This is a genomic window from Pseudonocardia halophobica, from assembly GCF_027922425.1.
GTDB lineage: Bacteria > Actinomycetota > Actinomycetes > Mycobacteriales > Pseudonocardiaceae > Pseudonocardia > Pseudonocardia halophobica.
The window spans coordinates 41,538-66,911 of the sequence record NZ_BSFQ01000036.1 but is presented as its reverse complement, the minus strand read 5'-3'; the positions used below and the strand labels follow the sequence as shown (position 1 = coordinate 66,911).

Genomic DNA, 25,374 nt, shown 5'->3' with positions numbered 1-25,374 from the left:
GCGGTTCCCCGCCGCGCCCGTTCACGCCCGCCCCCGCGATCGCCAGGATCGCGGGGGCGGGTGGCGTGTGGAGGTGGACGTGCGCACGGAGGCCGACTGGCTGGAGTTCACGGCGGCGCTGTTCGCCGAGCCGCTCACCGAGTTCCCGCTGGAACGGGTGGCGGTGATGCTGCGGGACACCCTCGACGCGGGCGCGGTCACCACCAACGACCCGCTGCCGGGCGGCGGCCTGCGGACCGGCCTGTACCCGTCCGACGCCGATCTCGACGGGGCCCGAGCGGAGATCGAGGCCTGGCGCGCGTCGCCGGAGATCCGGCACCACCCGCTGGTCCGCTGGTACGCCTCGACCGGGTCCCGCGCCCCGGTGCGCCTCGCCGACGTCCCGGCCCGTTTCGCGCGCTCGTTCGGCGAGGGCCGGTCGCTGCTGCGCCGCGGGCACGTGCCCCACCTGCTCGCCCTTCCCTACGGCGGCGGGCGCAAGCCGAGGACGCTGGTGCCCGGGCGCGCCGACCCCTTCTCCGAGGCCGAGCTGGCCCTGGCCGGCCGCGTGGCCCGGCTGGTCGACGGGCTGGAGCGGCAGGCCCGCGCGTACGCCGCCGCGTTGTCCGGCGTGGGGCCCGACGGCATCGACGCCGTGCGCGCGATCGAGCTCACCCCGCGCGAGCTGGCCGTGCTGGGGCTGCTCTCCGAGGGCGTGACGACGCGGCTCATCGCGCGCCGGCTCGGCATCGGCGAGCGGACGGTGCACAAGCACCTCGAGCGCTGCTACCTCAAGCTCGGCGCCTCGGACCGGATCACCGCGGTGCTCCGGGCACAGCGCTTCGGGCTCGTCGGGGCGAGGTGAGCGCAGCGTCGCCGCCGGTCAGGCGGGAAGCTTCTCCCCCGCCTCGACGGCCACGGTCAGGGTGTTGCCCTCCGGCGGCAGCGGGCAGGTCGCGAACGCGGTGAAGGCGCAGGGCAGGTTGACGACGCGGTTGAGGTCCACCCGCAGCGTCCCGTCCGGGCCCGGCTCGCCGGCCTTGAGGATGCGGCCGCCGCCGTAGGTGGTGTCGCCCGAGGTGGCGTCGCGGAAGTGCAAGGACAGGCCGGCGTCCTTGCCCGCCAGCGCGACCAGCTCCTGCGGGGTGCCGTCGACGCTGAACCGGACGGTGCCCACGGCGATCGGGAAGTGGTTCAGCCCCTCGACCACCGCGCCGACCGTGATCCGGTGCGGCTCGGCGTAGGGCTCGAAGCGGGCGTCGACCACCCAGCGCTCGTCGACCGGGAAGGCCGGGACGCCGGAGAAACCGGTGCGGGTGGGCGCCTGCGGATCGCGCACCCGCAGGGCATAGGTGTCCGTGCGCCGGGCGACCTCGATCTTCCGGTCGCCCGCGGTGACCAGGGCGCCGGGCAGGCCGTCCCGCGGCACGAGCCGGACGGTGCCGTCGACCGGCGCGCCCCGGGCCACGAGCCCGTCGGCGGCCGTGGCGGTCAGCTCCACGCCGCCGTCGCCGGTCGCGCGCCAGGTGCCGGGGACGCCGTCGAAGGTCGTGGGCGTCTCGGTGATCCACTCCAGTGCGGTGAGGCTGAGCCAGCCGTGCGGCGTGCGGAGCTCCTCCTCGCGCACGGCGTGCCAGGTGTCCCAGTCCTGCTGCAGGGTGCTCTCCGTCGTCGTCACCTCTGGCCGAACGCCCCACGGCCCGGCCGCATTTCGTCGCCGCGACGATTCCCGCGGTGTGGATCGCCCGCTGTGCCGATCGGCCCGATTGTCCGGACGGGTTCGCGATGTGGGAGGCCGTTTGACCCGGCCGGGTCGCGTCTGGTGGGCTCGTCCCGTGGCCACGATCCTGCTGACGCGCCGGCGTCACGTCGACCACAAGCGCGTGCACTCCTGCGCCTGTCGCTGACCCGCCTCCCCGCGCGTACCGACATCCCCTTCTTCCCGCAGGAGCACAGCTGTGTCCTCTTCCCCCGACCTCCCCGCCGAGCCGCTGAAGTTCGCCTACTGGGTGCCCAACGTCAGCGGCGGCCTCGTCACGAGCACGATGGAGCAGCGCACCGACTGGGGCTACGAGTACAACAAGAAGCTCGCCCGGACCGCGGAGGACAACGGCTTCGAGTACGCCCTGTCCCAGGTCCGGTACATGGCGTCGTACGGCGCCGACCACCAGCACGAGTCCACGAGCTTCTCGCTCGCCCTGCTGCTCGCCACCGAGCGGCTCAAGGTCATCGCCGCCGTGCACCCGGGGCTCTGGCACCCGGGCGTGCTGGCGAAGTGGGTCGCGACGGCCGACCACCTCTCCGGCGGCCGGGCTGCGGTGAACGTGGTGAGCGGCTGGTTCAAGGACGAGTTCACCAGCCTCGGCGAGCCCTGGCTGGAGCACGACGAGCGCTACCGCCGCTCCGAGGAGTTCATCCGCGCGCTGCGCGAGATCTGGACCAGCGACCACGCGGAGCTGCGCGGCGACTTCTACCGGATCCACGACTTCGATCTGAAGCCCAAGCCGGTCGAGGTGCCGGGCCGGGCGCACCCGGAGATCTTCCAGGGCGGCAACTCCACCGCCGCCCGTCGGAACGGCGGCCGCGTCTCGGACTGGTACTTCTCCAACGGCAAGGACTACGACGGCTTCACAGAGCAGGTGCACGAGGTGCGCGGGCACGCCCGCGACGCCGGACGGCCGGAGACCGGCCCGGGCGCGGTCCGGTTCGGGCTCAACGGCTTCCTCATCGCCCGTGACACCGAGCGCGAGGCGCGCGAGCAGCTGCGGGAGATCGTCGCGAAGGCCGACGTCGAGGCCGTCGAGGGCTTCCGGTCCTCGGTGCAGCAGGCGGGCGCCTCCACGGGCGACAAGCGCGGCATGTGGGCGGACTCGACCTTCGAGGACCTCGTCCAGTACAACGACGGCTTCCGCACCCAGCTCATCGGCACGCCGGAGCAGGTCGCGGACCGCGCGATCGAGTACAAGCGGCGCGGGGCGAACCTGCTGCTCCTGGGCTTCCTGCACTTCCAGGAGGAGATCGAGTACTTCGGGCGGCACGTGCTGCCGATCGTGCGCGAGAAGGAGGCGGAGCTCGCCGCCCGCCAGCCCGCTCTCGTCGCGGGCTCCTGAGCGGGTGCCGCGCTCGTCCCGGCGCGGCACGGTCACGGCGGGGTCGGCCCACGCCTGGCTGACCCGCCGCCGCCACATCGACCACGCCCGCGTCGTCACGCAGTCCTGTCCGGGTCATCCCGATCGCATTATGGAACCATAACGCAATTGCAGCCCCCGTTTTGCCGCGTTATGGAACCATAATGCGATTTCAGGGCCCGAGTTCGCGCGTTGTGGATCCATAACGCGATCCTCTGCTGATCCTTCCGCGTGCCCGGCGGGCCGCGTTCCGGTGCCCGCCCGCTGCGGTCGTCGGTGTTCCGTCCCGGCCGCCGCATTGCCCTGCACCCGCGGGTCGCCGCTGCACGCACCCGACACCTACCGACAGGACCCGTCATGACCACGCTCGAGAACCGTCCCGAGACCCGATTCCCGACCACCCCCGCGACGCCCGACGAGTGGCTCGCCCGCGCCCGCGAGGTGCGCACGGTCCTCGCCGAGGGCGCCGCCGCCCGCGACCGCGCCGGCGAGACCCCGCACGCCGAGGTCCAACTGCTCAAGGACGCCGGCCTCGTCACCCTGCTCGGCCCGGTCGAGCACGGCGGCGGCGGTCAGGAGTGGCCGCTCGCCTACCGGGTGATCCGCGAGGTCGCCGCCGGCGACGGCTCGATCGGTCAGCTGCTCGGCTACCACCTGCTGTGGTTCTGGGCCGCCCGGCTCGTCGGCACGGCCGAGCAGATCGAGGCCGTCGAGTCCGAGGCCACCCGCAACCAGTGGTTCTTCGGCGGCGCGGTGAACCCGCGCGACGAGGACGTCGTGATCCGCGACGCCGGCGACCACATCGTCTACAACGGCCGCAAGTCCTTCTCCACCGGCAGCAAGGTTTCGGACGTCACGGTGTTGGAGGGCGTGCTCGACGGCACGGAGACGCACATCTTCGCGATCGTGCCGAGCCAGCAGCCCGGCATCACGTTCCACGACGACTGGGACAACATCGGCCAGCGGCTCACGGAGAGCGGCAGCGTCACGATCAGCGAGGTCCAGGTGCCGTGGGACCAGGCCGCGGGCTTCCGGGAGAAGGCGTTCGAGCCGCGGGTCTACAACACGCTCAACGTGCCGACGATCCAGCTCGTGTTCGTGAGCTTCTACCTGGGCATCGCGCGCGGCGCCCTGGAGGAGGCCGCGGAGTACACCCGCACCCGGACCCGGCCGTGGCTGCACGGCGGGCAGGAGCGGGCCGTCGACGAGCCGTACCAGCTCGACCTGTACGGCGACCTGGCGTCGAAGCTCTGGGCCGTCGAGGCGCTGGCCGACCGGGTCGCGGAGGAGGGCCTGGCCATCCACCGCAACGCCTGGGAGGTCACGCCGCAGGAGCGCGGCGAGCACGAGCTCCGGGTGGCGGCCGTCAAGGCGCGGGCCACGGACGTCGCGCTCGAGGTGACCGGCCGGGTGTTCGAGGGCCTGGGCGCCCGGGCCACCGCCACGGAGCTGGGCTTCGACCGCTTCTGGCGCAACGTCCGCACCCACACCCTGCACGACCCCGTCGCCTACAAGCGGCGCGAGGTGGGGGCGTTCCTGCTGCGTGACGAGCTGCCCGAGCCGACCTGGTACAGCTGACCCACCTCGTGAGTGGCGATAGTCGCTATGGCGACTATCGCCACTCACAGGGGTCAGCCGACGCGTTCGCGGTCGTTCTCCGGCAGGCCGGCGCGGCGTTCGGGGTGCGGGGTGCGCAGGCGTGGGAGGAACCGGCCGGTGCGGGCCAGGTAGTTCGCGTACTCCTCGCCGAGGGCCTGGGTGAGGCCCGGCTCGCGGACCGCGCGGGCCTGGATCTGCACCGCGACCACGATCAGCAGGGTGGCCAGCACCCCGAGCATGGTGGGCGCCATGACCAGCCCGCCGGCGGTGGCGACCATCATGCCGGTGAACGCGGGGTTGCGGACGCGGGCGTAGAAGCCGCTGCTGGTCAGGGCCAGGTTCTGGCCGCGCCGGCGGGCCGTGCCCATCTGGACCAGCGACGCCAGCACCACGGCCACGCCGAGGAGCAGCAGCCCGACCCCGACCACGACCCAGCCCGGCGAGCTGAACACGGCGATCGGCTCGATGACGTCGAACGCGACGAGCAGCGGGGCGACCAGGCCGAGCAGCAACGCGACCGCGAACAGCGCCCGGGACCACCAGGCGGGCGATCCGGGCCCGGTCCGCATCGGCGAGCGGCGCGCGCCGGCGCGGGCCCAGCGCCGTCCGACGCCGACCAGCACGCAGGCGACGACCCCGAGGCCGACGGCGAGCCAGGCGGCGAGGTTGTGGTTCAGCGTGGCGGAGGCGACCTCCCAGGCGCCCCGCCCGGTGAGCTGGCCGATCGCGTCGGCCAGCAGCACCACGCCGAACACGACGAACCCGGCCGCGGCGCCGTAGCGGATCGTCCGCTCGGGCAGCCGCTTGCCGAGCTGCCGGCCGACGACGATCGCCAGCGCGTCGGCCGCGACCATGCCGAGCGTCGACCCGAGCCACACGCCGAACCAGCCGTGCTGGGTGGCCAGCGTGATCGTGGCCAGCATCGTCTTGTCGCCGAGCTCGGCCAGGAAGAACGCCACCGACGCCGCGACCACCGCCGACCGGGCCTTGCGGTTGACCTTCTCCTGCTCGTCGTCGGAGAGCGAGTCGCCCTTGAGCGTCCAGGCGCCGAACCCGAGGAACGCGACGGCCGCGACCAGCGCGATCCAGCCGGTCGGGATGGTGGCGCCGAGGCCGTGGCCGACGGCGACGGACACGAGGTGCACGACCGACGTGGCGATCGTGATGCCCAGCAGCACGGGCCAGGTCTTGTAGCGTGTCGCGAACGTCAGTGCCATGAGCTGCGACTTGTCGCCGAGCTCGGCCACGAAGATCACGCCGAAACTGATCAGGAACGCCGCGAGCACGTCCTGCATCGCCACACAACCCCTCGATCTCGGGCCGGATCGAGGGAACGGGGTCTCTTCGATCCGACGTGAACCGGATCGAAGGTCTCGCTCGCCTGGTGGTGGTCAGGCCCCGCAGCCGGGCGATGTGGATCGCCAGTATGTCGACCGCGGCGTTGAGAGCTACTCCCCTTCGCTGCGGCCGAACCTACCTCATCGATCCAGTCCGCTCGACACCCGGTTGCGAGCCCGTGAGGTAGTTCACTCGGGTTCTCGACGGGCGCACAGTGTCGTACGTTCGTTCAGATAGCTCTCGAGTGGACGCGGAGGAACCATGCCCGAGGCCGTCATCGTCGACGCGGTGCGCACCCCGATCGGAAAGCGCAACGGCTCGCTCGCCGACGTCCATCCCGCCGACCTGTCGGGGTACGTCCTGCGGGCGCTGCAGCAGCGCACCGGCATCGACCCCGAGGTGATCGACGACGTCGTCTGGGGCTGCGTGAACCAGGTCGGCGACCAGGCGGCGCAGATCGGCCGGTACGCCGTGCTCGCCGCCGGCTGGCCGGAGACCGTCCCCGGCGTCACCATCAACCGGGCCTGCGGGTCCAGCCAGTCCTCCTTCGACTTCGCCGCGGGCATGGTCATGGCCGGCCAGTACGACGTCGTGGTGGCCGGTGGCGTCGAGGCCATGACCCGGGTGCCGCTCGGCGCGGGCCGCGACCTCGGCCGCCCGTTCGGTTCGCTGGTGCGCGAACGCTACGAGGCCGACCTGACCAGCGGCGAGTTCCCGAACGAGGACTTCAACCAGGGCATCGGCGCCGAGCGGATCGCGAAGAAGTGGGGCTTCACCCGGCAGCGCCTCGACGAGTACTCGTCGCGCAGCCACGAGCTCGCCGCCGCCGCGATCGACGCGGGCGCCTTCGACGGCCAGCTGGTCCAGGTGCCCGGGCTGCCGGAGTTCACCGCGGACGAGGGCCTGCGCCGCGGCACCACCGCCGAGAAGCTGGCGAAGCTCAAGCCCTCCTTCCGCGAGGACGGGGTGATCCACGCGGGCAACGCCTCGCAGATCTCCGACGGCGCGTCGGCCACCCTGATCACCACACCGGAGAAGGCCAAGGAGCTGGGGCTCACCCCGATCGCGCGCTACCACTCCGGCGCGGTCTCCGGCGCCGACCCGCTGATGATGCTGACCGGGCCGATCCCGGCCACGCAGAAGGTGCTGAGGAAGAGCGGCCTGTCGATCTCGGACATCGGCGCCTTCGAGGTCAACGAGGCCTTCGCCCCGGTCCCGCTGGCCTGGCAGGCCGAGCTGGGTGCGGACGACAAGGTGCTCAACCCGCTCGGCGGGGCCATCGCCGTCGGCCACCCGCTGGGTGCCTCCGGCACGATCCTCATGACCCGGCTGCTGCACCACATGCGGGACCGGGGCATCCGCTACGGCCTGCAGACCATGTGCGAGGGCGGCGGCACCGCCAACGCCACCATCGTCGAGCTGCTCTGACCGGAGCCCGGTAAGGGGTCCTGCGGGGCCCCTTACCGGAAACGGTGCCGTACTGCACGGCCTTTCCCAGGGCGAGCACAGGCAGATCTCAGCTTCAGGGCGCAGAGTCTGTGGCATGACCGACGAGCAGCGGGGTCACTCCCGGCCCGATGGGGACGTTGCGCACAGCACCGACAGCACCGTGAGCACCTCCGCCGGGGACGCCCCGACCCAGCAGACCGACCCGACCCGTTCCTACGGCTCGCCGTACGCCTACGGCCGCGGCTCCGTCTACGGCACGCCCGGCTACGCCCAGACGAGCGGGCACGGCGGTGCCGACCAGGGCACCCGCCCCTACGGCAGCCCCGCCTACGGCCCCTACGCCCAGCAGGGCGTCACCGACCCGCAGGCCGCGACGACCGGCGGGCCGAACGACCCGCCGCCCGGCGGGCACACCTCCTTCCTGCACGACGACCGCCCCCGCAAGCCCTCCCGCCCGTGGGTGGGCATCGTCGCGGCCGCGCTCATCGCCGGCCTCGTCGGCGGCGGCGCGGGCTTCGGCGGCGCCTACGCCCTGCTCGACCGGGGCAGCTCCGCCAGCGGGGTCACCCTGTCCGGCCAGCCGGCGTCGAACGCCTCGAACGTGCAGACGAACGGCACCGTGCAGGCCGCCGCGGCGAAGGCCAGCCCCAGCACGGTCGACATCCGCGTGACCACGGGCCAGGGCGCGGCCGAGGGCTCCGGCGTGATCCTCACCTCCGACGGCGACGTCCTCACCAACAACCACGTCGTCTCGGGCTCGACCGGGCAGATCCAGGTCACGCTGAACGACGGCTCACAGCACTCCGCCTCGATCGTCGGCACCTCGCCGAGCTACGACCTCGCCGTCATCAAGCTCGACGGCGTCTCCGGGCTGACCGCGGCCGAGCTCGGCCGCACCACGGACGTGGCGGTCGGCCAGCAGGTCGTCGCGATCGGGTCGCCGCAGGGCCTCGAGGGCACCGTCACGACCGGCATCGTCAGCGCCCTCAACCGCACGGTCCAGGTGCAGGGCGAGGACGGCTCCGGCGTCGTCTACAACGGCCTGCAGACGGACGCCCCGATCAACCAGGGCAACTCCGGCGGCCCGCTGGTGAACCTCGACGGCCAGGTCGTCGGCATCAACTCGGCGATCGCGACCGCGGGGCAGAGCAGCGGCAGCGTCGGCCTCGGCTTCGCGATCCCGGTCGACCAGGCCCGCCGGGTGGCGCAGGAGATCATCGACTCCGGCAGTGCCACCAAGCCCGTGCTCGGCGTCCAGGGCAGCACCCGCTCGTCGGGCACGGAGAACGGCGCGACCGTCGCCGCGGTGACGGACGGCGGCCCGGCGGCGGCGGCCGGGATCAAGGCCGGTGACGTCGTCACCAAGGTCGGCGACTCGACGGTCAGCGACTTCTCCGACCTCGTCGCCCGGATCGGCTCCTACGCCCCGGGCGACAAGGTCACGCTCACGGTCGGCACCGGGTCCGCGGCCCGCACGGTCGACGTGACGCTCGGCAGCACCAAGGACACCGGCGCCACGACCAGCAGCGGCGGCACCAGCCAGGGCGGCGGCAGCAGCAACCCGTTCGGCCAGCTCAACCCGTTCGGCGGCAGCTCGCCGTTCGGCGGCGAGGGCAACGGAAGCGGCAACGGCGGCGGCTGAGCACCAGACCCCGGCCGCACGCGCGGCCGGTCCGGCGCGGGCCGGGCGGGGATCCCCTCCCCCGCCCGGCCCGTCCCGTTCTCAGCCCTTCAACCACGCCTTGACGGCGTCGGTGTCCGCGCCGAGGGCCGGCGGCGTGCGGCGGTAGTCCGGCGGGGTCGCCGAGTAGTCGACGGGGTTGCGGACCCCGCCGGGCCCGCCGCCGGGGTGCACGACCGGGGCGAGGCCGAGGCTCTCCGCGAGCTCGATGCCCTGGTCCACGGTGTTGATCGGGCCGCAGGGCACGCCGGCCGCGCTGAGCACGTCGAACCACTCCTGCGCGCCCTTGGTGGCGAGCTTCTCGAGCAGCAGCGGGCGCAGCTCGTCGCGGTGCCGGGTGCGCTCGACCATCGACCCGAAGCGCGGGTCCTCCAGCAGCTCGGGTGCGTCGACGGCGCCGCAGAGCCGGCGGAACTGGTGGTCGTTGGCGGCGATCACGATCAGCTCGCCGTCGCCCGTGGGCAGCGGCTCGTAGGGGAACAGCGAGAGGTGGGCGTTGCCCATCCGCTTCGGCACCACGCCGCCCGCGACGTACGCCGAGGTTTGGTTGACCAGGCTCGACAGCGCCGCGGACAGCAGGTTCGTCTTCACGTGCTGGCCCTCGCCGGTGGCGTCGCGGTGCCGCAGCGCCGCCAGGATCGCGACGGCGGCGTGCAGCCCGGTCATCACGTCGAACACCGCGACGCCCGCCCGGTACGGCGTGCCGTCCGGGTCGCCGGTCAGGCTCATCAGGCCGGACGTCGCCTGGATCAGCAGGTCGTAGCCGCCGAGCTTCGCGCCGCCCGCGTCGCCGAACCCGCTGATGGAGCAGTAGACGATCGACGGGTTGGTCCCGCGCACGGTGTCGACGTCCAGGCCCCACCTCGCGGTGGAGCCGGGCATGAAGTTCTCGATCAGCACGTCCGCGCGGGCCGCGAGCTGCTGGGCGACCGCCAGGTCCTCGGGGTCCTTCAGGTCGAGGACCACCGAATGCTTGTTGCGGTTGATCGACAGGTAGTAGGTGGCGACCGGGCCGTCGGGCCCGTCGACCGTGGGCGGCTGCCAGGTGCGGGTGTCGTCGCCGGTCGGGCCCTCGACCTTGACCACGGTCGCGCCGAGGTCGCCGAGCAGCATCGTCGCGTAGGGGCCGGCGAGGACCCGGGAGAAGTCGGCCACCACCACCCCGGCGAGCGGGCCGGTCGGCGTGGGTTCGTCGGGGTCGAGCGGGGGGAGATCAGCCACGGCCCGACTCTAGATACCGGCCCGGGCGCGACGCGAGGTCACGGCCGGGCGGACGGTTGCAGGACCGCTACAGGACCGCGAGCACCACCAGCGCGAGGCCGGCGAGGCCGAGGCCGGCGCCGATCCAGGCCCAGATGCGCTGACCCGTTCGGGCGGAATCGGTCAGCTCCTCCTCGGTCTTCGTGGACATGACGAACGGCGAGCCGTCGCGCGGCGCGCGGACCACGAGCGGGCCGTCCCGGTCGTCGACCTCGCCGAGCACGTACATCCGCGTGCCGGGCCGCAGCACCCACTCGGTGTGCTGGTAGCCGATGGTCTCGTCGCGGTCGCCGCCGGCCAGCGCGCCGAGCACCGAGATCGCCCCGGCCAGCGCGCCCTGCGGCCGGTGGTCGTGCGCGGGCTCGAACCGGTCGACGACGGTCTCGACGCCGTCGGGCCGCCGGCCGCCGTGGTCGACGCCGATCGTGTGCCCGTCGCGCCGCAGCGCCCAGCCGTGCGGGGAGCTGATCTCGGCGACGGTCTCGGTGCGGGTGGTGACGCGGGTGTCGCCGTCGGAGTCCCGGTCGTAGTGCTTGTAGCGGCGCTGGACGCGGTGCGCGTGCCACACGCAGTCGACGCCGGCCAGCTCGGAACGCAGCAGGCCCACCGGCGCCGCCGCCGTCTCGCCGACGACCTCGCACACCTTGCGGAACTGCCCCGGCCCGGTGAGCTCGGCCGAGATGCCCTGCAGCTCGAGCAGCTCGGGCACCGAGAGCGTCTCCGCGGCCGTCATCGCGTGCACCTTGCGCCGGGACCGGCCGGCCCCCCACAGGCAGCCGCCGGCGGCCAGCAGCAGGATGATCCCGAACCAGACCATGGTCGTCGTTCCTCTCGTGAAGCGGTGAGGGGAACGCTAGGGAGCGCGCGGGGCCGGCGGAGGTGTGCTGGCACCACACCCGGTGTGCGGGCTACCGGCGTCGGCGCACGGGGTCCAGCCTCCGCAGCACCAGCCCGGTCGCGACGGCGAGCACCCCGGCCATGCCCACCAGCACCCCGGCGCCGAGCAGCCAGTGCGCGGCGTCGTGCGTCCACAGCGGGTCGGGGCCGCCGCGCGCGACCCGGTTCAGGTCGACGGTCGCCGCACCCATCGCGAAGGCCCAGCGCGACGGGACGAGCCAGGCCAGCTGCTCCAGCCCGGCGTAGCCCGCCACGGGGAAGAGCCCGCCGCTGACCACCAGCTCCAGCATCAGGACCAGCACCAGCAGCGGCATGCCGCGGTCCGCGTTGCCGATCGCCGCCGAGATCACCAGCCCGGCCAGCATGGTCACGACGGTCACGCCGACGACCGCCAGCAGCACCTCCAGCAGGCCCGACCCGAGCACGACGGCCGAGTCGGGCCCGGGTCGTCCCGCCAGCGCGAGCAGCGTGAACACCGCCGCCTGCAGCCCCGTGACCACGCCCAGCACCAGCAGCTTCGACAGCAGGTACGCCGGCATCGACAGCCCGATCGCGCGTTCCCGGACGTAGACCGGCCGCTCCTTGACCAGCTCGCGGATCGCCGCCGCGACCCCCATCAGCGCCCCGCCGAGCACCAGGACCAGCATCAGCTGGCTCGGTTGGACCTCCTGCAGCTCCAGCGCCCGTGTCGTACTCAGCCCGGAGTCGCCGGGGACGAGCCGCGCCAGCGCCGCGAGGACCAGCGGGAGCGCCACGAGGAAGATCGCGTACTGCCGGTCGGCGGCGATCACGGCCAGGTAGCGGCGGCACAGCACGCCCAGCTGCGCGCCGAAGCCCTGCTGGCGCGGCGCCACCTCCGGCGCCGCCCGCTCGACGACCCGCGGCATCCCCGCCGTCGGCTGCGCGACGTACCGCGAGTGCTGCCGCGACTCCCGGTACCGGGCGGCGAGGGTCTCCCCCGGCACCCGCTCCAGCAGCAGGAACATCTCGGCGTAGTCCGGCGCGCCGAAGTACTCCAGCGCCTCCCGCGGCGGCCCGAAGAAGGCGACGTGCCCGCCGGGCGCGAGCACCAGCAGCCGGTCGCAGAGGTCGAGGTTGAGCACGCTGTGGGTGACCACGACGACGGTCCGGCCGCCGCTGCCCGACCGCGTGTCGGACCCGTCGGCCAGCCCGCGCAGCGTCTGCATGACGGACTTGTCCAGGCCCGGGTCGAGGCCGGACGTCGGCTCGTCGAGGAACAGCAGGCTCGGCCGGGTCAGCAGCTCGAGGGCCACGGAGGTGCGTTTGCGTTGGCCACCGGAGAGCGTGTCGATCCGCTGCCCGGCCTGCTCGGTGAGGTTCAGCTCGGCCAGCACCTCGTCGATGCGACGCTCGCGGGCGGCCTCCGGGACGTCGGCGGGGAAGCGCAGCCGGGCGGCGAAGCGCAGCGCGCGCCGGACGGTGAGCTGGGGGTGCAGCACGTCGTCCTGCGGGACGAGGCCGATGCGGTGGCGCAGCTCGTCGTACTCGGCGTAGAGGTCGCGGCCCGCGTAGCGGACCTCGCCGACGTCGGCCGGGCGGGAACCGGTCAGCGCGCGCAGCAGGGTCGACTTGCCCGCCCCGGACGGCCCGACGACGGCGAGCAGGCTCCGGCCCGGCAGCGCGAAGGAGACGTCCCGGAGCAGCGTCCTGCCGGAGTCGGTGGTGACCGAGGCGCCCTGGACGGAGAACCCGACGTCGCCGGTGTCCTCGGCGGAGACGAGCCGGTCGCCCTGCAGCTGCAGCAGCGCGTGCCCGATGCCGACGACGTCCCGCGGGGTGATCTCGGCGGAGGTGACCCGCACGCCGTTGACGAAGGTGCCGTTGCCGCTGTTCAGGTCCACGATCCGCCAGCCCGCGCCGCTGCGGTGCAGCTCGGCGTGGCGGCGGGAGACGAGGAGGTCGTCGAGCACGACGTCGTTGTCCGGCAGGCGCCCCACCGTGAGCCGGGTGGTGAGGACGTGCCGGACCGAGGTCTGCCCGCCCTGCCGGGCCAGGACATCGGCCGGCGCCGGGACCGCCGGTGGCGCCGGGGGTGCGCTCACGGGCAGGACCTGCACGACCGCGGAGTCGGCGGTGTCGCCGAGCCTCACCGAGACCGGGCCGGCGAGCGGAAGGGTGGTGACCCGCCGGCCGTCGACCCACGTGCCGTTGCGGGAGGCGTCGGTGAGCGTCCAGCCCTGCGGGGTGTGCTCCACGATCACGTGCCGGCGCGAGGCTCGCGGGTGCCCGACGTCGAGGTCCGCCTCCGGGCCGCGGCCGATCACGAACGGGCGGCCCGGCGCGACCGGCAGCCGCCGCCCGCCGACGACGATCTCCAGGGCGGGCGGCGTCATGCGCGGACGATATCGGGGCGGACCGGGCGCCGTCACCGATCACGGTGGCGCCCGGATCGTCCGGTTGCGCACGCCACCCGAGTGTGCGCCCCTGGGAGGAGAGGCCGGTAGTGTCCCGGCAAGCTACCCGCCCGTAACCCCGGAGAGTCGACGATGACCAACCTGGCCGCGAACCTCGTCGCGACCGCGCGCGAGCACGGTGACCGCACCGCCGTGAAGCTCGACGAGTACGTCCTCACCTACCGGCAGCTGCACGAGGCGGCGGCCGCCGTCGCGGGGGACCTGAAGGAGCGCGGGATCAACCCCGGCGACCGGGTCGGGCTCGTGCTGCCCAACGTTCCCGCCTACCCGGTGCTGTTCTACGGCGCGCTGCTGGCGGGTGCCGTCGTGGTGCCGATGAACCCGCTGCTCAAGGCGCGCGAGGTGGAGTACTACCTGGGCGACTCGGGGATGTCCCTGGTCTACGGCTGGGACGGCTCGGGCGACGTGGTGCCCGAGGCCGCGAAGGCCGTCGGGATCCCGGGGATCGTGGTGCCCGCGACCGGCCCGGCCGAGCTGGGCGGCACTCCCGCGCCCGAGGCCGTCGAGCGAGCCGACTCCGACACCGCCGTCATCCTCTACACCTCCGGCACCACCGGGCAGCCCAAGGGCGCCGAGCTGACCCACCACAACCTCGACTCCAACGCCCGTACCACGGTCGAGACGCTCATCGAGATCAGCGCCGACGACGTGATCATGGGCTGCCTGCCGCTGTTCCACGTCTTCGGCCTGACCTGCGGGCTCAACGCCGCCGTGGTCGCCGGGTCCACGCTGACCCTGATCCCGCGGTTCGACCCGTCCAAGGCGCTGCAGGTCGTGGCCCGGGACAAGGTCACCGTGTTCGAGGGCGTGCCCACCATGTACGCGGCGATGCTGCACTCCCCCGACGCCGCGAACGCGGACATGTCCTCGCTGCGCACGTGCATCACCGGCGGCTCCGCCATGCCCGTGGAGATCCTGCGCAACTTCGAGTCCACCTTCGGCTGCGAGGTCTTCGAGGGCTACGGGCTGTCGGAGACCGCGCCGGTCGCCTCGTTCAACCAGCCCGGCCGCCCGCGCAAGCCCGGCACCATCGGCTTCCCGGTGCGCGGCTGCGAGATGCGCGTGGTCGACGACGAGGGCCGCGACGTGCCCGACGGCGAGCCCGGCGAGATCGCCATCCGCGGCGAGAACGTCATGAAGGGCTACTGGAACCGCCCCGAGGCGACCGAGGCGGCCATCCCGGACGGCTGGTTCCGCTCCGGCGACATCGCCACCCGCGACGCCGACGGCTACTACACCATCGTCGACCGCAAGAAGGACCTGATCATCCGCGGCGGCTACAACGTCTACCCCCGCGAGGTCGAGGAGACCCTCTACGAGCACCCGGCCGTGGCCGAGGCCGCCGTCGTCGGGATCAAGCACGCCGAGCTCGGCGAGGAGATCGGCGCCGCGGTCGCGCTCAAGCCGGGCGAGGAGGCCGACCCGGAGGAGCTGAAGAACTTCGTCCGGGACCGGCTCGCCGCCTACAAGTACCCGCGCGCGGTCTGGCTGGTCGACGCCCTCCCCAAGGGCCCGACGGGCAAGATCCTCCGCCGCGAGGTCGAGCCGCCGGCGGACGTGTAGGCCCGGCGCCCCCGCTCAGCCGAGGAGGGCGGCGACCGTGCCCTCGGGGTCCGTGACCATCGCGTCGTGCCCCGTGGGCAGGTCCCGCCACTCCCAGGCCAAGTCCTTCACCACCTGGCGGGACGACGCCAGCGCCGGGTAGACGGGCTGCGTGCAGTGGACGTAGGTGACCGGCAGGCCGGCACCGAGCGGGCCGTCGAGCGCCAGCGGTTCGCGGTAGCTGCGCAGCGGGTGCGGGGTCATGCGGCGCTCGACCCACGCGACGTCGTCCGGGTCGGTGACCCCGAAGGCCTCGGCGGGCGGCGGCGGGAGCGCGAGACCGTGGCCGCGCCGCTTCGCGTCGAGCTCCCGCTGCAGCACGACGTCCTCGGGCAGGGCGTCGAACGCGCGCCGCCCCGCCTCGACCACCAGGCCGTCGAGCAGCACGAGCCGCCGGATCCGGTCCCGGGCCCGCTCGGCCGCCCCCAGCACGGGCAGCGCGCCGAAGCTGTGCCCGACGAGCAGGACGTCGGTGAGCTCCTCGGCCTCCAGCACCGCCGTGACGTCGCGGATCATGGTGGTGAGGCCCACCTCCGGGGTGAGCAGGTGGGCGCGCTCCCCCAGGCCGGTCAGGGTCGGGGTGAACACCTCGTGCCCCGCCTCGCGGAGCAGTCGCGCCACCGGGCGCCAGCACCATCCGCCGTGGCACAGCCCGTGCACCAGCACGATCTGCTCACCCATCGCACCCGCCCCCTCGCGACCCGCTCACCCAGCCTGCCACCGCGGCCCGGGCGAGGGCGAGCGTCACTGCACTGCTGTCGGCGCAGCGCTCCTGTCACGCTCGGGAGAATCACCGGCAGCATGATCGGCGCGAGCGGCACATGACGGTCCCTCGACCAACGCTCCTGTCACGCTCAGAAGGATCACCGCCGCGAGGAAAGCGAGCGTCACACCACCGCACCCCACCCAACGCTCCTGTCACGCTCAGAAGGATCACCGCTGCGGGGAACGCGAGCGTCACACCACCGCTCCCCGACCGGCGCTCCTGTCACGCTCGGAACGATCACCGCACCCGGGCGGCCCGCTCCTCCGCCACGTCGGCGACCTGGGGAGCCGGGCGGTCGGTCGCCGGTTCGGGGTGGCCGAGGTCCGTGAGCCAGCCCCGGAACACCCGGTGCAGGTGCTCGGCGCCGACGATCTCGCCGGGGTCGGCGAGCTCCGCAGGGGCGAGGAGGAAGCCGCGGCTCTGCGGACCGCCGAGCCCGCCGTGCGAGCCGACGTGCGGTTCGAAGGGCGACGCGTCGTCGGTCGCCGGGTCGTAGCGGCTGTTGATCATGATGTCGGGGCAGTGCGGGAAGGTGTCGACCCGGCGGACGAGGTCGGGGGCGTGCTCGCCGTAGTCCGCCAGCGGGTCGTCGCCGACCACCGCGCCGCTCGCGAGCCGGTGCACGCCGTCCCGGCCGAGCACCACCGCGCCGTGCTCCCGGCTGCGGACCAGCACGAACCCGATCCCGGGGTGGTCGACGAGCGAGGGCAGCAGGTCGGGGAACTCGCGCTCGATCGTCTCCAGCTCCACCCGCCCCTCGTGCTCGGTGAACGACACCATCGCCACGTGCCCGGACGCGCACACCACGACCCCGGGCGCCGCCCGCACCACCTCGCCCGGCTTCCCGGACTCGGTGCGGTGCTTCGCGGGCGAGGCCCCGGCCTTCTCCACGCGCGCCCGCAGCCGCCTGGCCACGAACCCCCCGCCCGACGAGGCCTCGGCCAGCGCCGCCCCGACCTGCCAGCCCTCCGCGGCCCGCCGGGTGGACCGCTCGGCGGGGGTGCGGCCGAAGAGCCGCCGGCGCGGCCGCGGCGGCGGGGCCCCGCACAGCCGGCCGACGTACTGCTCGATCGACTCGCCGAACCGGTCGGCGAAGGCCTGGCCCTGCGTCTGCCCGTGGTCGGACAGGCACACGACGAGGTACGGCCGCGGCGCGAGCTGCGCGGCGCGGTGCAGCCGTCCGATCTGCTGGTCGATCGTGCGGAGCACCGCGAGCGAGTCGAAGCGCTCGATGCCCGAGTGGTGGGCGACCTCGTCGTAGCCCAGGAAGTCCGCGTAGGCGACGGGCCGGCCCGCGAGCATGTCCTCGATCAGCGCGGACACCACGACGTCCCGCGCAATCACCGTGGTCCCGGGCCGGGCGAGCGGGTAGAGGCCGCCGCGGTGGGTGCGCGGCCGGACGTCCGCCCGCCGCTGGGAGGACGCCTCGACGACCTCGCGCACCGCGTCGACCAGCGCGCCGGCGAAGGTGCGGATGCCGTTGACCGGGTTGGCGAAGTAGGCCCAGTACCCGCCGCCGACGTGGTCGCGCCGCCGCGCCGAGCGCTTGCCGCCGAGCACGGTCACCGTGCTCATCGTGAGGCTGTAGTGCGGGGCGTCGCCGGTGAAGAGGTTGCCGCGGCTCGCCCCGTCGACGGCGAGCAGGCCGCGCCCGTCCGAGTGCCGGCCCTCGATCTCGGCGGCGTCGGCGGGGTGCGCGCACGCCATGACGTGGTCGCGGTCCTTCTCGTACCAGCGGAACCCGAGGATGTCGTGGTTGCTGCCGTGCAGGATCCCGGAGACGCTGGCGCCGGTCTGCGAGCTCCAGTCCGTGGTCCAGTGCTGCAGGGTGTGGCTGCCCTCGGCGAGCCAGCGGGCCAGCGTCGGCATGGTCCCGTCGCGGACGGCGCGGCGCGCGGTGTCGTGGCCCAGCCCGTCGATCTGCAGGAACAGCACCCCGGGCGTCTGCTGCTCCGGGGCCGCCGACCGCCGGCTGCGGCGGACCGCGCGGCGGAAGAACAGCTCGTCCTCGTCGACGGCCAGCAGGCTCGTGGCGACGGCGTTGACCACCGTCATCACCACGACCACCACGAACGCGGTGCGGATGTTCGTCAGCTCCACACCCGGCACGAGCCAGAAGATCGCGAGCACCGCAGCCGCGAGCAGCACGAAGCTGCCGAGGCCGAGGGTGAACAGGGCCAGCGGCAGCGCGACCCGCAGCACCAACGGCCAGACGACGGCGGTGAGCAGGCCGAGCAGCAGCGCGCAGACCGTGGGCTGCCACCAGCCGGCCATGGCGAACCCGGTGAGCCAGACGTCGAGCAGGTGCAGCGCGGCCGTGACCAGGGCCCACACCAGCACCACGCGGGCCACCACGCGCCCGCCGCGCAGCAGCGGCCCGCGCTCGACGGGCGTCGCGCGGTAGTCGCGGACGATCGGGCCGGTCCGGTTCACGGGCGCTCCTGGTCGGTCGGCGTGGGCGGCGGCAGCGGGCCGCGCCGCGCCGGGCCGGCCGCGGGATCGATCATCTCCCCCGGCTCGTCGGGGACGACGTCCGGGGCACGCCGGGCGCGCCGTCGTCGCACCAGCCGGGCGATCCCCGCGGACAGCGCGCCGACCAGGAGCACGAGCACCGCAGCACCGAGCGTGGCCACGAGCGGGTCGTCGAACAGCCCGCCGGAGAGGATGCCGAGCAGGGCGTACGCGACCGCCCACAGCAGGCACGCGACCAGCGCCGACGGCAGGAACCGGCGCCACGGGTAGCCCAGGGTGCCCGCGGCCACGAGCGCCGGGATCCGCCCCGCCGGCACCAGCCGCCCGACGACGATCAGCTGCCACCCGTGTCGCCTGAACCGCGCCCGGGCCCGGGCGAGCTGCTCCGGCGTCTGGCCGCGGGCGACGAAGCGCACCGCCGCCCCACCACCCAGCCGGGCGACCCCGTAGGTCACGACGTCGCCCACGAACGCGGCCAGGGTCGCGGCCAGCAGCACCAGCGGGAGCGACAGGTGCGAGGTCGTCATCGCGACGGCGGCGGCCGCGCCGACGACCGCGCCCGTGGGCACCACCGGGACGACCGACCCGAGCAGGACGCCGCCGATCAGCACCGGGTAGCCGATGGCCTGCGGGTTCGTCCAGTCCGCCGCGAAGGTGCCCGTCACGCGGACATCATTCCCGGTGCCCCTCGCCGTCGAGCGGCACGTCCTGCCCCGGCCGGGCGATCGTGATCGTGCTGGTACTGCCCCGCTCCCGCGCCGCGGCGGCGAACCGGTGCGGTGGGTCGTGCAGCAGCGCCCGCATCCGTGCGCCGTGCCCGGCCGGTGCGCGGGTCAGCCCGGCGACGGCCAGCGTCCCCCAGTGGACCGGGACGGCGAGCCGGGGCCGCAGCACGTCGACGGCCTCGGCGGCCCGCTCCGGGTCGAGGTGCCCCGGGCCGAGATTCGGGCCCCAGCCCCACACCGGCAGCAGGGCGACGTCCAGGCCGAGGGACCCGAGGTCGGCCATCCCGTCGAAGAGGTCGGTGTCGCCGGCGGCGTAGATGCGCAGGCCGTCGGCCTCCAGGACGTGCCCGAGCGCCGGCGACTGCGGCCCGCGGGTGGAACGCGGGCCCCACCGGTGCCCGCTGTGCGCGGCCGGCACCGCGGTGACCCGCACCCCGCCGTCGCGGATCTCCTGCCCGACGTCGATCTCCTCGACGCGCCGCACGCCGCGCCTGCGCACCCACTCGGCCGCCCCGCGCGGCACCACGACCCGGGTGTCGGGACGGAGCAGCCGCAGCGAGGGCAGGTGCAGGTGGTCGCCGTGCAGGTGGGAGATCAGGACGAGGTCCGCGTCGACCCAGTCCTCGGCGCGCAGCGGCGGCACCACGCGGCGCAGCAGCGACACCCGCGGGGTGAGGACGGGGTCGGTGAGGACGACGCGCCCGCCCAGCTCCAGGCGGGTGGTCGAGTGCCCGAGGAAGCGCAGGGCCGGGTGCTGCACGCCCGCCACAGTAGGGGGAATCAGGCCCCGAAGCGGACGGGTTGTCCGGTCGACTCGAGCACCGCCTGCCAGAGGTCGCCGTGCGGGTCGACCTGGTTGCGCTTGCTCACCGCGAGTGGCATCGGGATGTGCACGAAGCGGCGCCGCACCCGCCCGACGACCATCGCCGTGCGCCCGGACATGGCCGCGTGCACCGCCGCCTGCGACAGCCGGACCGTGTACACGCTGTCGTACGGGTTGGCCGGCACGGAGCGGATCGCGTAGCTGGGGTCGATGTAGCGCACCGACGTCTCGATCCCGGCCCCGTCGAAGTGGTCCTCGATGCGGTCCCGCAGGTAGCGGCCGATGTCGCCGAGCTTGCGGTTGCCCGAGGCGTCGGTGGTCGAGCGGCTGGCCTGGGCCGCCTCCAGCAGCTCCTGCCCCGCCCCCTCCGCGACGACGACCACCGCGTGCCCGCGCTGCTCCACCCGCCTGCGCAGGTGGGCCAGCAGGCCGGTGTCGCCCTCCAGGGCGAACGGGACCTCCGGGATCAGCACGACGTCCGCGTCGCTGCGCGCGAGCGCGGCGTAGCAGGCGATGAAGCCCGAGTGCCGGCCCATCAGCTTGACCAGGCCGATGCCGTTGGCCGTGGACTTGGCCTCGACGGTGACCGCGCGGATCGAGTCCGACGCCCGGGAGAAGGCCGTCTGGAAGCCGAAGCTCTGGTCGATGTACGGGATGTCGTTGTCGATCGTCTTCGGCACCCCGACGACCGCGATCTTGAGGTTGCGCTCGGCGATGACCCGCGCGATGCCCATGGCGCCCCGCATGGAGCCGTCGCCCCCGATCACGAACAGGATGTTGATGTGCATCCGCTCGAGGCAGTCGACGATCTCCTCGGGGTCCTGGTGGCCGCGGGAGGTACCCAGCACGGTGCCGCCGTCGACCGCGATGTCGCGGACGTACTGCGGGGTGAGCTCGACCTCGTCGTAGCCGTAGCGGGAGATGAAACCCTGGTAGCCGTTGCGGAAGCCGACGACCCGCCGGACCCCGTAGTGGTAGGTCAGGGTGCGGACCAGGCCGGCGATGACGTCGTTGAGCCCCGGGCAGAGCCCGCCGCAGGTCACGATGCCGGCGCGGGTCTTCGACGGGTCGAAGTAGATCTTGCGCCGCGGCCCGCAGGGCTCCAGGCCCGGCAGCTGGTCGATCGGCACACCGCGGGCGGTCACCCGGGCGATCGTGTCGTCGAGCAGGACGCGGTCGTCCTCGTCGACGTAGTGCTCGGTGGTCTGCCGCGCGTCGAGCAGGTCGAGCATCGGGGAGTCGATGCGGCTCGTGCCGAGCCTGCGGATCTCCAGGTCCGCCTGTGTGACGGCCTGCGTCCGCGAGAAGTGCACGACGTTGTCCGGCGCGTCGGGCGCGCCGGCCGTGATCGCCCCGTCGCCGGTCGCGTCGGCCGTGCTCGCGGCAGGTTCGTGTGCGCTGCTCACCGTGTCCCTCGGTCCTCGCGTGCTGGTGCGTGGTCTGCGTGCTGTCCTGCGCTGCCCGGCACCGGATCGTGACGGTGTGCCGGACGGGCCGGCCCGCGACGGTGGGGACTCCTGACCCGGAAAGTGCGTCCAGCGTGCCCGATCCGGACACGATCCGACAGGTCCGTGCTACGGGATCGGTTCAGACCATACCGAGGACGCGGTCGACGCGGATCTCGATGACCACCCGCTCGGGGTTCGGCCGGGGCACGCGGAAGCGCGCGGCGTAGCGCTGCTCGGCGTCCCGCACGGACTCCGGGTCGTCCCGGACGACGGCGACCCCCTCGAGCGTCGACCAGCGCCGGCCGTCGGTCTGCGACACCGCGACGCGGGCGCCCTCCGGCCCGGCCCCCGCGACGTTGCGGGCCTTCTGCGAGCCGCCGCGGCAGATCACCCGGGCGAGGCCCTCCTCGACGTCGATCGTGACGCCGACCGGCACGACGTGCGGCGTCCCGTCCTTCCGCAACGTGACCAGGGTGCCCAGGTGCCGCTCGGTCCAGAAGGCGCAGAAGTCCGCGGAGACGACGTCGGGGGCGAGGCGGGTGCGCAGGGGGCGTGCGGTCACGCCCGCATCATGCCTCGACGGGTGCCGCCCGCCGGCCGCCCCACCGGACCGCGCCCGCGCAGGCCACGACCACCAGCGCGATCGCGACCGCGCCGACCGGGGTGACGGCCTGCCCCAGCACCAGCGCCCCGGCGAGCGCGGCGACGGCCGGTGAGAGGCTCATCACCACGGCGAAGGTGACGCGCCCCTCCAGCGTCACGGCTGCCCCGAGCGGGCTCCGCGCGATCGCCTCGTAGAAGCAGATGTTCATGCCGCCGAGCGCCAGCCCGTAGCCGAGGACGGTGAGCAGGTCGCCGCGCGTGCGTCCCGGTCGACGCCGCGGTGCTCCGCGGGCGGGTGCGCATCCCCGGCACGCGCGCGGCGCGGCTGCCGGACGAGACGCGGGTGGCGGCGGTGCCGGAGGGCGACGAGCCGGCCGCCCGCGCGTCGCTCGCCCTGGCCGACCTCGTCGGCCGGACCGTGGCGATCAACCGAGTCACCGGCACCACCGCCGCGTCGCTCTGGCCGGCGGCCTCCCGGCTCGAGATCTCCTGGGTGGCCACCACGGAGGACTGGCTGGTGCGGATCGCCTCCGGCGGGGCCGTCGGCGTCACCCCGGCCGCGACCTCGCAGCTGCACCGCTTGCCGGGCGTGGCCTACGTGCCCCTGGCCGACGCCCCGCCCGTCCCGGTGTGGCTGGTCTGGACCGACCCGCCCACGCACCCGGCCGTGCCCCGGCTGGTGGCGCTCGTGCAGGAGGTCACGGGCGGCCCAGCAGGGTGACCGTCCCCGCGGAGCCGTTCACCAGGACCCGGTCGCCGGTGCGCAGCCGGGTGGTGGCGTCCCCGCAGCCGACGACGGCGGGGATTCCCAGCTCGCGGGCCACGATCGCGGCGTGCGAGAGCGGCGCCCCGACGTCCGTGACCACGGCCGCGACCAGCGGGAACAGCGGGGTCCAGCCCACGTTCGTCACGGTCGTCACGAGGATCTCGCCGGGGCGCAGCGCCGCCCCGTCGGCCACGTCGGCGAGCACCCGCACGGCGCCCTCGACGACCCCGGCCGCCCCGCCGAACCCGGTGACCGCGCCGTCCGCGCCGTCCGCGGACACGGGCGGGCGGCCCTCGACGAACAGGTCGGCCCGCCGGTGCGGGTCCGCGGCCCAGGCGAACGGGTCGAACGCCCCGCGGATCACGGCGGGGTACGGCGGCAGGGCGTCGTAGGCCTCGAACACGGCGCGGTTCCGCGCGGCGCGGGCGGCGGGCGCGTCGGCGCCCGGTTCGAGGGCCCGCAGCAGGCCGTCGAGCTCGAGGAAGAACACGGCGTCGCCGAGCCCGGTCACCTCACCCGCCCGCAGCGCCCACGCCCGGAGCACGCCGAACACCCGCACCACCTCCGACCGGGTGCGCTCGCGGCCGCCGGCGGCGCGGATCCAGCGGTCGACGGCCCTCCGCGCGCCGCGCACCCGCCGCGGCTGCTCGCGGCGCAGCCGGTCCCAGGCCTCCTCACGGGCGACGCGCTGGCGTTCGAGCAGCTGGGCGGGGCCGGCGCCGGCGGCCCGCAAGCGCCCCAGCTCGCGCCGCACCCACTCCGGGTCCTCGGCCGGGCGCGGCGCCGAGACCTCGAACTCGCGCGGGCCCCGGTGCCCCCACCGGCGCAGGTACTCCGCCTCGGACAGCTCCCCCACCTCGACCCGGGCCAGCCCGACGACGGGGCCGAGGCTCTCCAGCTCCCCGCCGGTCGCGAGGGCTGCGGCGTCGGCCGGCCCGAGCAGCCGCTCCAGCCGGGCGCGGGCGCCGAGCAGCGCGCGCGGGTCGCTGCGGCCGGCCACCTGCAGCATCGCGCTGGCGCGGACCAGGAGGGGCTGCAGCTCGGCGGTCCATGCCGTCCGCAACCCCGCCGCGTCGAGCCCGGCGACCCGGGCCGCCAGCGCCGCGCAACGGGCCGGGTTGCCCTCGACGTACGCGGCGACGTGCGGTTTCTCCCGGCGCACGGTCCGCAGCACCTCGCGCACCGCGGGCAGCAGGGCCCGTCGCGCCGCCCGGCGGTCGAGCACGGCGCGCGGGACCCGAACCCCGGCCGGGATCCGTCCGAAGGCGCTGCCGACCAGGCGCACGAACAGCCCGCGCGGGACGCCGACCAGGCCGGCCAGCGCCGACGCCGTCGACAGGTCCATGTAGGCACGCCCGCCGATCCGGCCGTACGCCCGCAGCCCCGGCAGCGCCGAGGTCGTCATCGCGTGCGCGGTGAAGATCTCCAGGAAGGACCAGGTCAGCGGGGTGATGGTGCCCGGCACGGCCTCGCCGAGGTTACCGTTGGTCCACAGGTGGTCGCGGCCGCGCGAGTCGTTCCACGGGTCGCGGACCGTGGTGATCGGGCGGGCCTGGAGCAGGGCGAACCGTCCGCCCGCCCACGCCCACTCGACGTCCGTCGGGCCGCCGTACAGGGCCGCGACCCGGCGGCCGAGGGCGACCAGCTCGGCCACGCGCGCGTCGTCGAGCACGGGGACGCGACGCAGCTCCGCGGGCACGGGCTCCTCGACCGTCCCGGCGTCGGTCCGCACGGTCCGCACGGCCTTGTCCGCGGTGCGGCGCTCGCGCACGGCACCGGTGGCGGCGTCGGCGACGACCGCGTCCGGCGTGACGAGCCCGCCCACGACCGCCTCCCCGAGGCCCCACGCGGCGTCGACCAGCATCCGGTCCTCGTCACCGGTCACCGGGTCGGCGGTGAACAGCACCCCGGCCGACTCGGCGGGGACCAGCTCCTGGACCACGACGGCGATCTCGGCGCCGCCGATCCCCGCGCGGTCGCGGTAGGCGACGGCCCGCCCGGCCCACAGCGACGCCCAGCAGCGCCGGACGGCGTCGAGCACCCCGTCGGCGTCGCGGACGTCGAGCACGGTCTCCTGCTGGCCGGCGAACGACAGCCCGGGCAGGTCCTCGGCGGTCGCCGACGACCGGACCGCCACCGGCGGGCCGCCCAGGGCGGAGTAGGCGGCCCGGACGGCGGCGGCGAGGTCGTCGGGCAACGCGGCCGTGAAGTCCTCCGGACGCGGCCGCTCCGGCAGCCCGGCGGCGTAGCCGCGGTAGGCGGCCGTGGTGACGACGAAGCCCGGCGGCACCGGCAGCCCCGCCCGCACCGCACGGGCCAGCGAGGCCCCCTTGCCGCCGGCCGTCGCGAGGTCGGTCGCCCCGGACGCGCCGAGCGGGAGGACGAGGTCCGCCATGCCGGAAC

The 25,374-nt window shown here is 74.5% G+C and carries 20 protein-coding genes; 7 read left to right on the top strand and 13 right to left on the bottom strand.

The annotated features are described in order from the left end of the window. Positions 1-79 precede the first annotated feature (79 nt). Positions 80-844 (top strand): helix-turn-helix transcriptional regulator, encoded by a 765-nt coding sequence (locus PKE99_RS29645; RefSeq protein ID WP_197040743.1) that lies wholly within the window; start codon positions 80-82, stop codon positions 842-844. Between the two features lie 18 nt (positions 845-862). On the opposite strand, the gene PKE99_RS29640 is transcribed toward PKE99_RS29645, so the two are convergent. After that, positions 863-1,657 carry a DUF1684 domain-containing protein gene (locus tag PKE99_RS29640; protein ID WP_037049175.1) on the bottom strand — a complete coding sequence of 265 codons (795 nt, stop codon included), beginning with the start codon at positions 1,655-1,657 and terminating at the stop codon, positions 863-865. A 280-nt stretch (positions 1,658-1,937) separates the two neighbouring features. On the opposite strand from PKE99_RS29640, the gene sfnG reads away from it, so the two are divergent. After that, entirely contained in the window at positions 1,938-3,089 is a 1,152-nt protein-coding gene (sfnG, locus tag PKE99_RS29635; RefSeq protein ID WP_037049177.1) for a dimethylsulfone monooxygenase SfnG, read from the top strand. Between the two features lie 375 nt (positions 3,090-3,464). Beyond that, positions 3,465-4,685 carry an acyl-CoA dehydrogenase family protein gene (locus PKE99_RS29630; RefSeq protein ID WP_051737828.1) on the top strand — a complete coding sequence of 407 codons (1,221 nt, stop codon included), beginning with the start codon at positions 3,465-3,467 and terminating at the stop codon, positions 4,683-4,685. 53 nt (positions 4,686-4,738) lie between these two features. Here the strand turns inward: PKE99_RS29630 and PKE99_RS29625 are convergent, their stop codons facing one another. Continuing rightward, positions 4,739-6,001, bottom strand: a complete 1,263-nt coding sequence (locus tag PKE99_RS29625; RefSeq protein WP_037049363.1) for a TMEM165/GDT1 family protein — start codon at positions 5,999-6,001, stop codon at positions 4,739-4,741. 304 nt (positions 6,002-6,305) lie between these two features. Here PKE99_RS29625 and PKE99_RS29620 point away from each other — a divergent pair, with 304 nt between their 5' ends. Further along, the gene (locus PKE99_RS29620) at positions 6,306-7,472 is read left to right on the top strand and encodes a thiolase family protein (protein ID WP_037049178.1); all 1,167 of its coding nucleotides are present in this window, start codon (positions 6,306-6,308) and stop codon (positions 7,470-7,472) included. Positions 7,473-7,653: 181 nt separating this feature from the next. Further along, on the top strand, positions 7,654-9,135 hold the full coding sequence (locus PKE99_RS29615; RefSeq protein ID WP_231498320.1) for a S1C family serine protease: 1,482 nt from the start codon (positions 7,654-7,656) through the stop codon (positions 9,133-9,135). A gap of 81 nt (positions 9,136-9,216) precedes the next feature. Here the strand turns inward: PKE99_RS29615 and PKE99_RS29610 are convergent, their stop codons facing one another. The 3 genes from PKE99_RS29610 to PKE99_RS29600 form a co-directional block, all read right to left on the bottom strand. Continuing rightward, complete coding sequence (locus PKE99_RS29610) at positions 9,217-10,395, bottom strand: CaiB/BaiF CoA transferase family protein (RefSeq protein WP_037049180.1); 1,179 nt, start codon at positions 10,393-10,395, stop codon at positions 9,217-9,219. A 67-nt stretch (positions 10,396-10,462) separates the two neighbouring features. Then, positions 10,463-11,251 (bottom strand): GIDE domain-containing protein, encoded by a 789-nt coding sequence (locus PKE99_RS29605; RefSeq protein ID WP_037049182.1) that lies wholly within the window; start codon positions 11,249-11,251, stop codon positions 10,463-10,465. Between the two features lie 91 nt (positions 11,252-11,342). Next, complete coding sequence (locus PKE99_RS29600) at positions 11,343-13,685, bottom strand: FHA domain-containing protein (protein WP_037049185.1); 2,343 nt, start codon at positions 13,683-13,685, stop codon at positions 11,343-11,345. Positions 13,686-13,838: 153 nt separating this feature from the next. Here PKE99_RS29600 and PKE99_RS29595 point away from each other — a divergent pair, with 153 nt between their 5' ends. Next, positions 13,839-15,329 (top strand): long-chain-fatty-acid--CoA ligase, encoded by a 1,491-nt coding sequence (locus tag PKE99_RS29595; protein WP_037049188.1) that lies wholly within the window; start codon positions 13,839-13,841, stop codon positions 15,327-15,329. Positions 15,330-15,344: 15 nt separating this feature from the next. On the opposite strand, the gene PKE99_RS29590 is transcribed toward PKE99_RS29595, so the two are convergent. The 7 genes from PKE99_RS29590 to PKE99_RS29560 all read right to left on the bottom strand — a co-directional run bounded on the left by PKE99_RS29590 (position 15,345) and on the right by PKE99_RS29560 (position 22,414). Next, positions 15,345-16,049 carry an alpha/beta fold hydrolase gene (locus PKE99_RS29590; RefSeq protein ID WP_037049190.1) on the bottom strand — a complete coding sequence of 235 codons (705 nt, stop codon included), beginning with the start codon at positions 16,047-16,049 and terminating at the stop codon, positions 15,345-15,347. Between the two features lie 322 nt (positions 16,050-16,371). Next, positions 16,372-18,567: a phage holin family protein gene (locus tag PKE99_RS29585; RefSeq protein ID WP_231498321.1), complete on the bottom strand. Its 2,196-nt coding sequence runs from the start codon at positions 18,565-18,567 to the stop codon at positions 16,372-16,374. Then, a complete protein-coding gene (locus PKE99_RS29580; protein ID WP_051737829.1) occupies positions 18,564-19,271 on the bottom strand; it encodes a DedA family protein in 708 nt (235 codons plus the stop codon). Before PKE99_RS29580 ends, PKE99_RS29585 begins: the two co-directional genes overlap by 4 nt. Before the next feature lie 7 nt (positions 19,272-19,278). After that, on the bottom strand, positions 19,279-20,091 hold the full coding sequence (locus PKE99_RS29575) for an MBL fold metallo-hydrolase (protein WP_037049375.1): 813 nt from the start codon (positions 20,089-20,091) through the stop codon (positions 19,279-19,281). A gap of 20 nt (positions 20,092-20,111) precedes the next feature. Further along, entirely contained in the window at positions 20,112-21,467 is a 1,356-nt protein-coding gene (locus tag PKE99_RS29570; protein ID WP_037049377.1) for an ATP-dependent 6-phosphofructokinase, read from the bottom strand. A 274-nt stretch (positions 21,468-21,741) separates the two neighbouring features. Then, positions 21,742-22,164 (bottom strand): TIGR03618 family F420-dependent PPOX class oxidoreductase, encoded by a 423-nt coding sequence (locus PKE99_RS29565; RefSeq protein WP_425566422.1) that lies wholly within the window; start codon positions 22,162-22,164, stop codon positions 21,742-21,744. A gap of 7 nt (positions 22,165-22,171) precedes the next feature. After that, positions 22,172-22,414 carry a hypothetical protein gene (locus PKE99_RS29560; RefSeq protein ID WP_037049192.1) on the bottom strand — a complete coding sequence of 81 codons (243 nt, stop codon included), beginning with the start codon at positions 22,412-22,414 and terminating at the stop codon, positions 22,172-22,174. Positions 22,415-22,485: 71 nt separating this feature from the next. Between PKE99_RS29560 and PKE99_RS29555 the strand changes: the two genes are divergently transcribed. Next, positions 22,486-22,926: a type 2 periplasmic-binding domain-containing protein gene (locus tag PKE99_RS29555; protein WP_051737830.1), complete on the top strand. Its 441-nt coding sequence runs from the start codon at positions 22,486-22,488 to the stop codon at positions 22,924-22,926. On the opposite strand, the gene PKE99_RS29550 is transcribed toward PKE99_RS29555, so the two are convergent. Beyond that, positions 22,904-25,366, bottom strand: coding sequence for a PEP/pyruvate-binding domain-containing protein (locus PKE99_RS29550; RefSeq protein WP_037049194.1), 2,463 nt, complete (start codon positions 25,364-25,366; stop codon positions 22,904-22,906). The genes PKE99_RS29555 and PKE99_RS29550 overlap by 23 nt on opposite strands. Between the last annotated feature and the right edge of the window lie 8 nt (positions 25,367-25,374).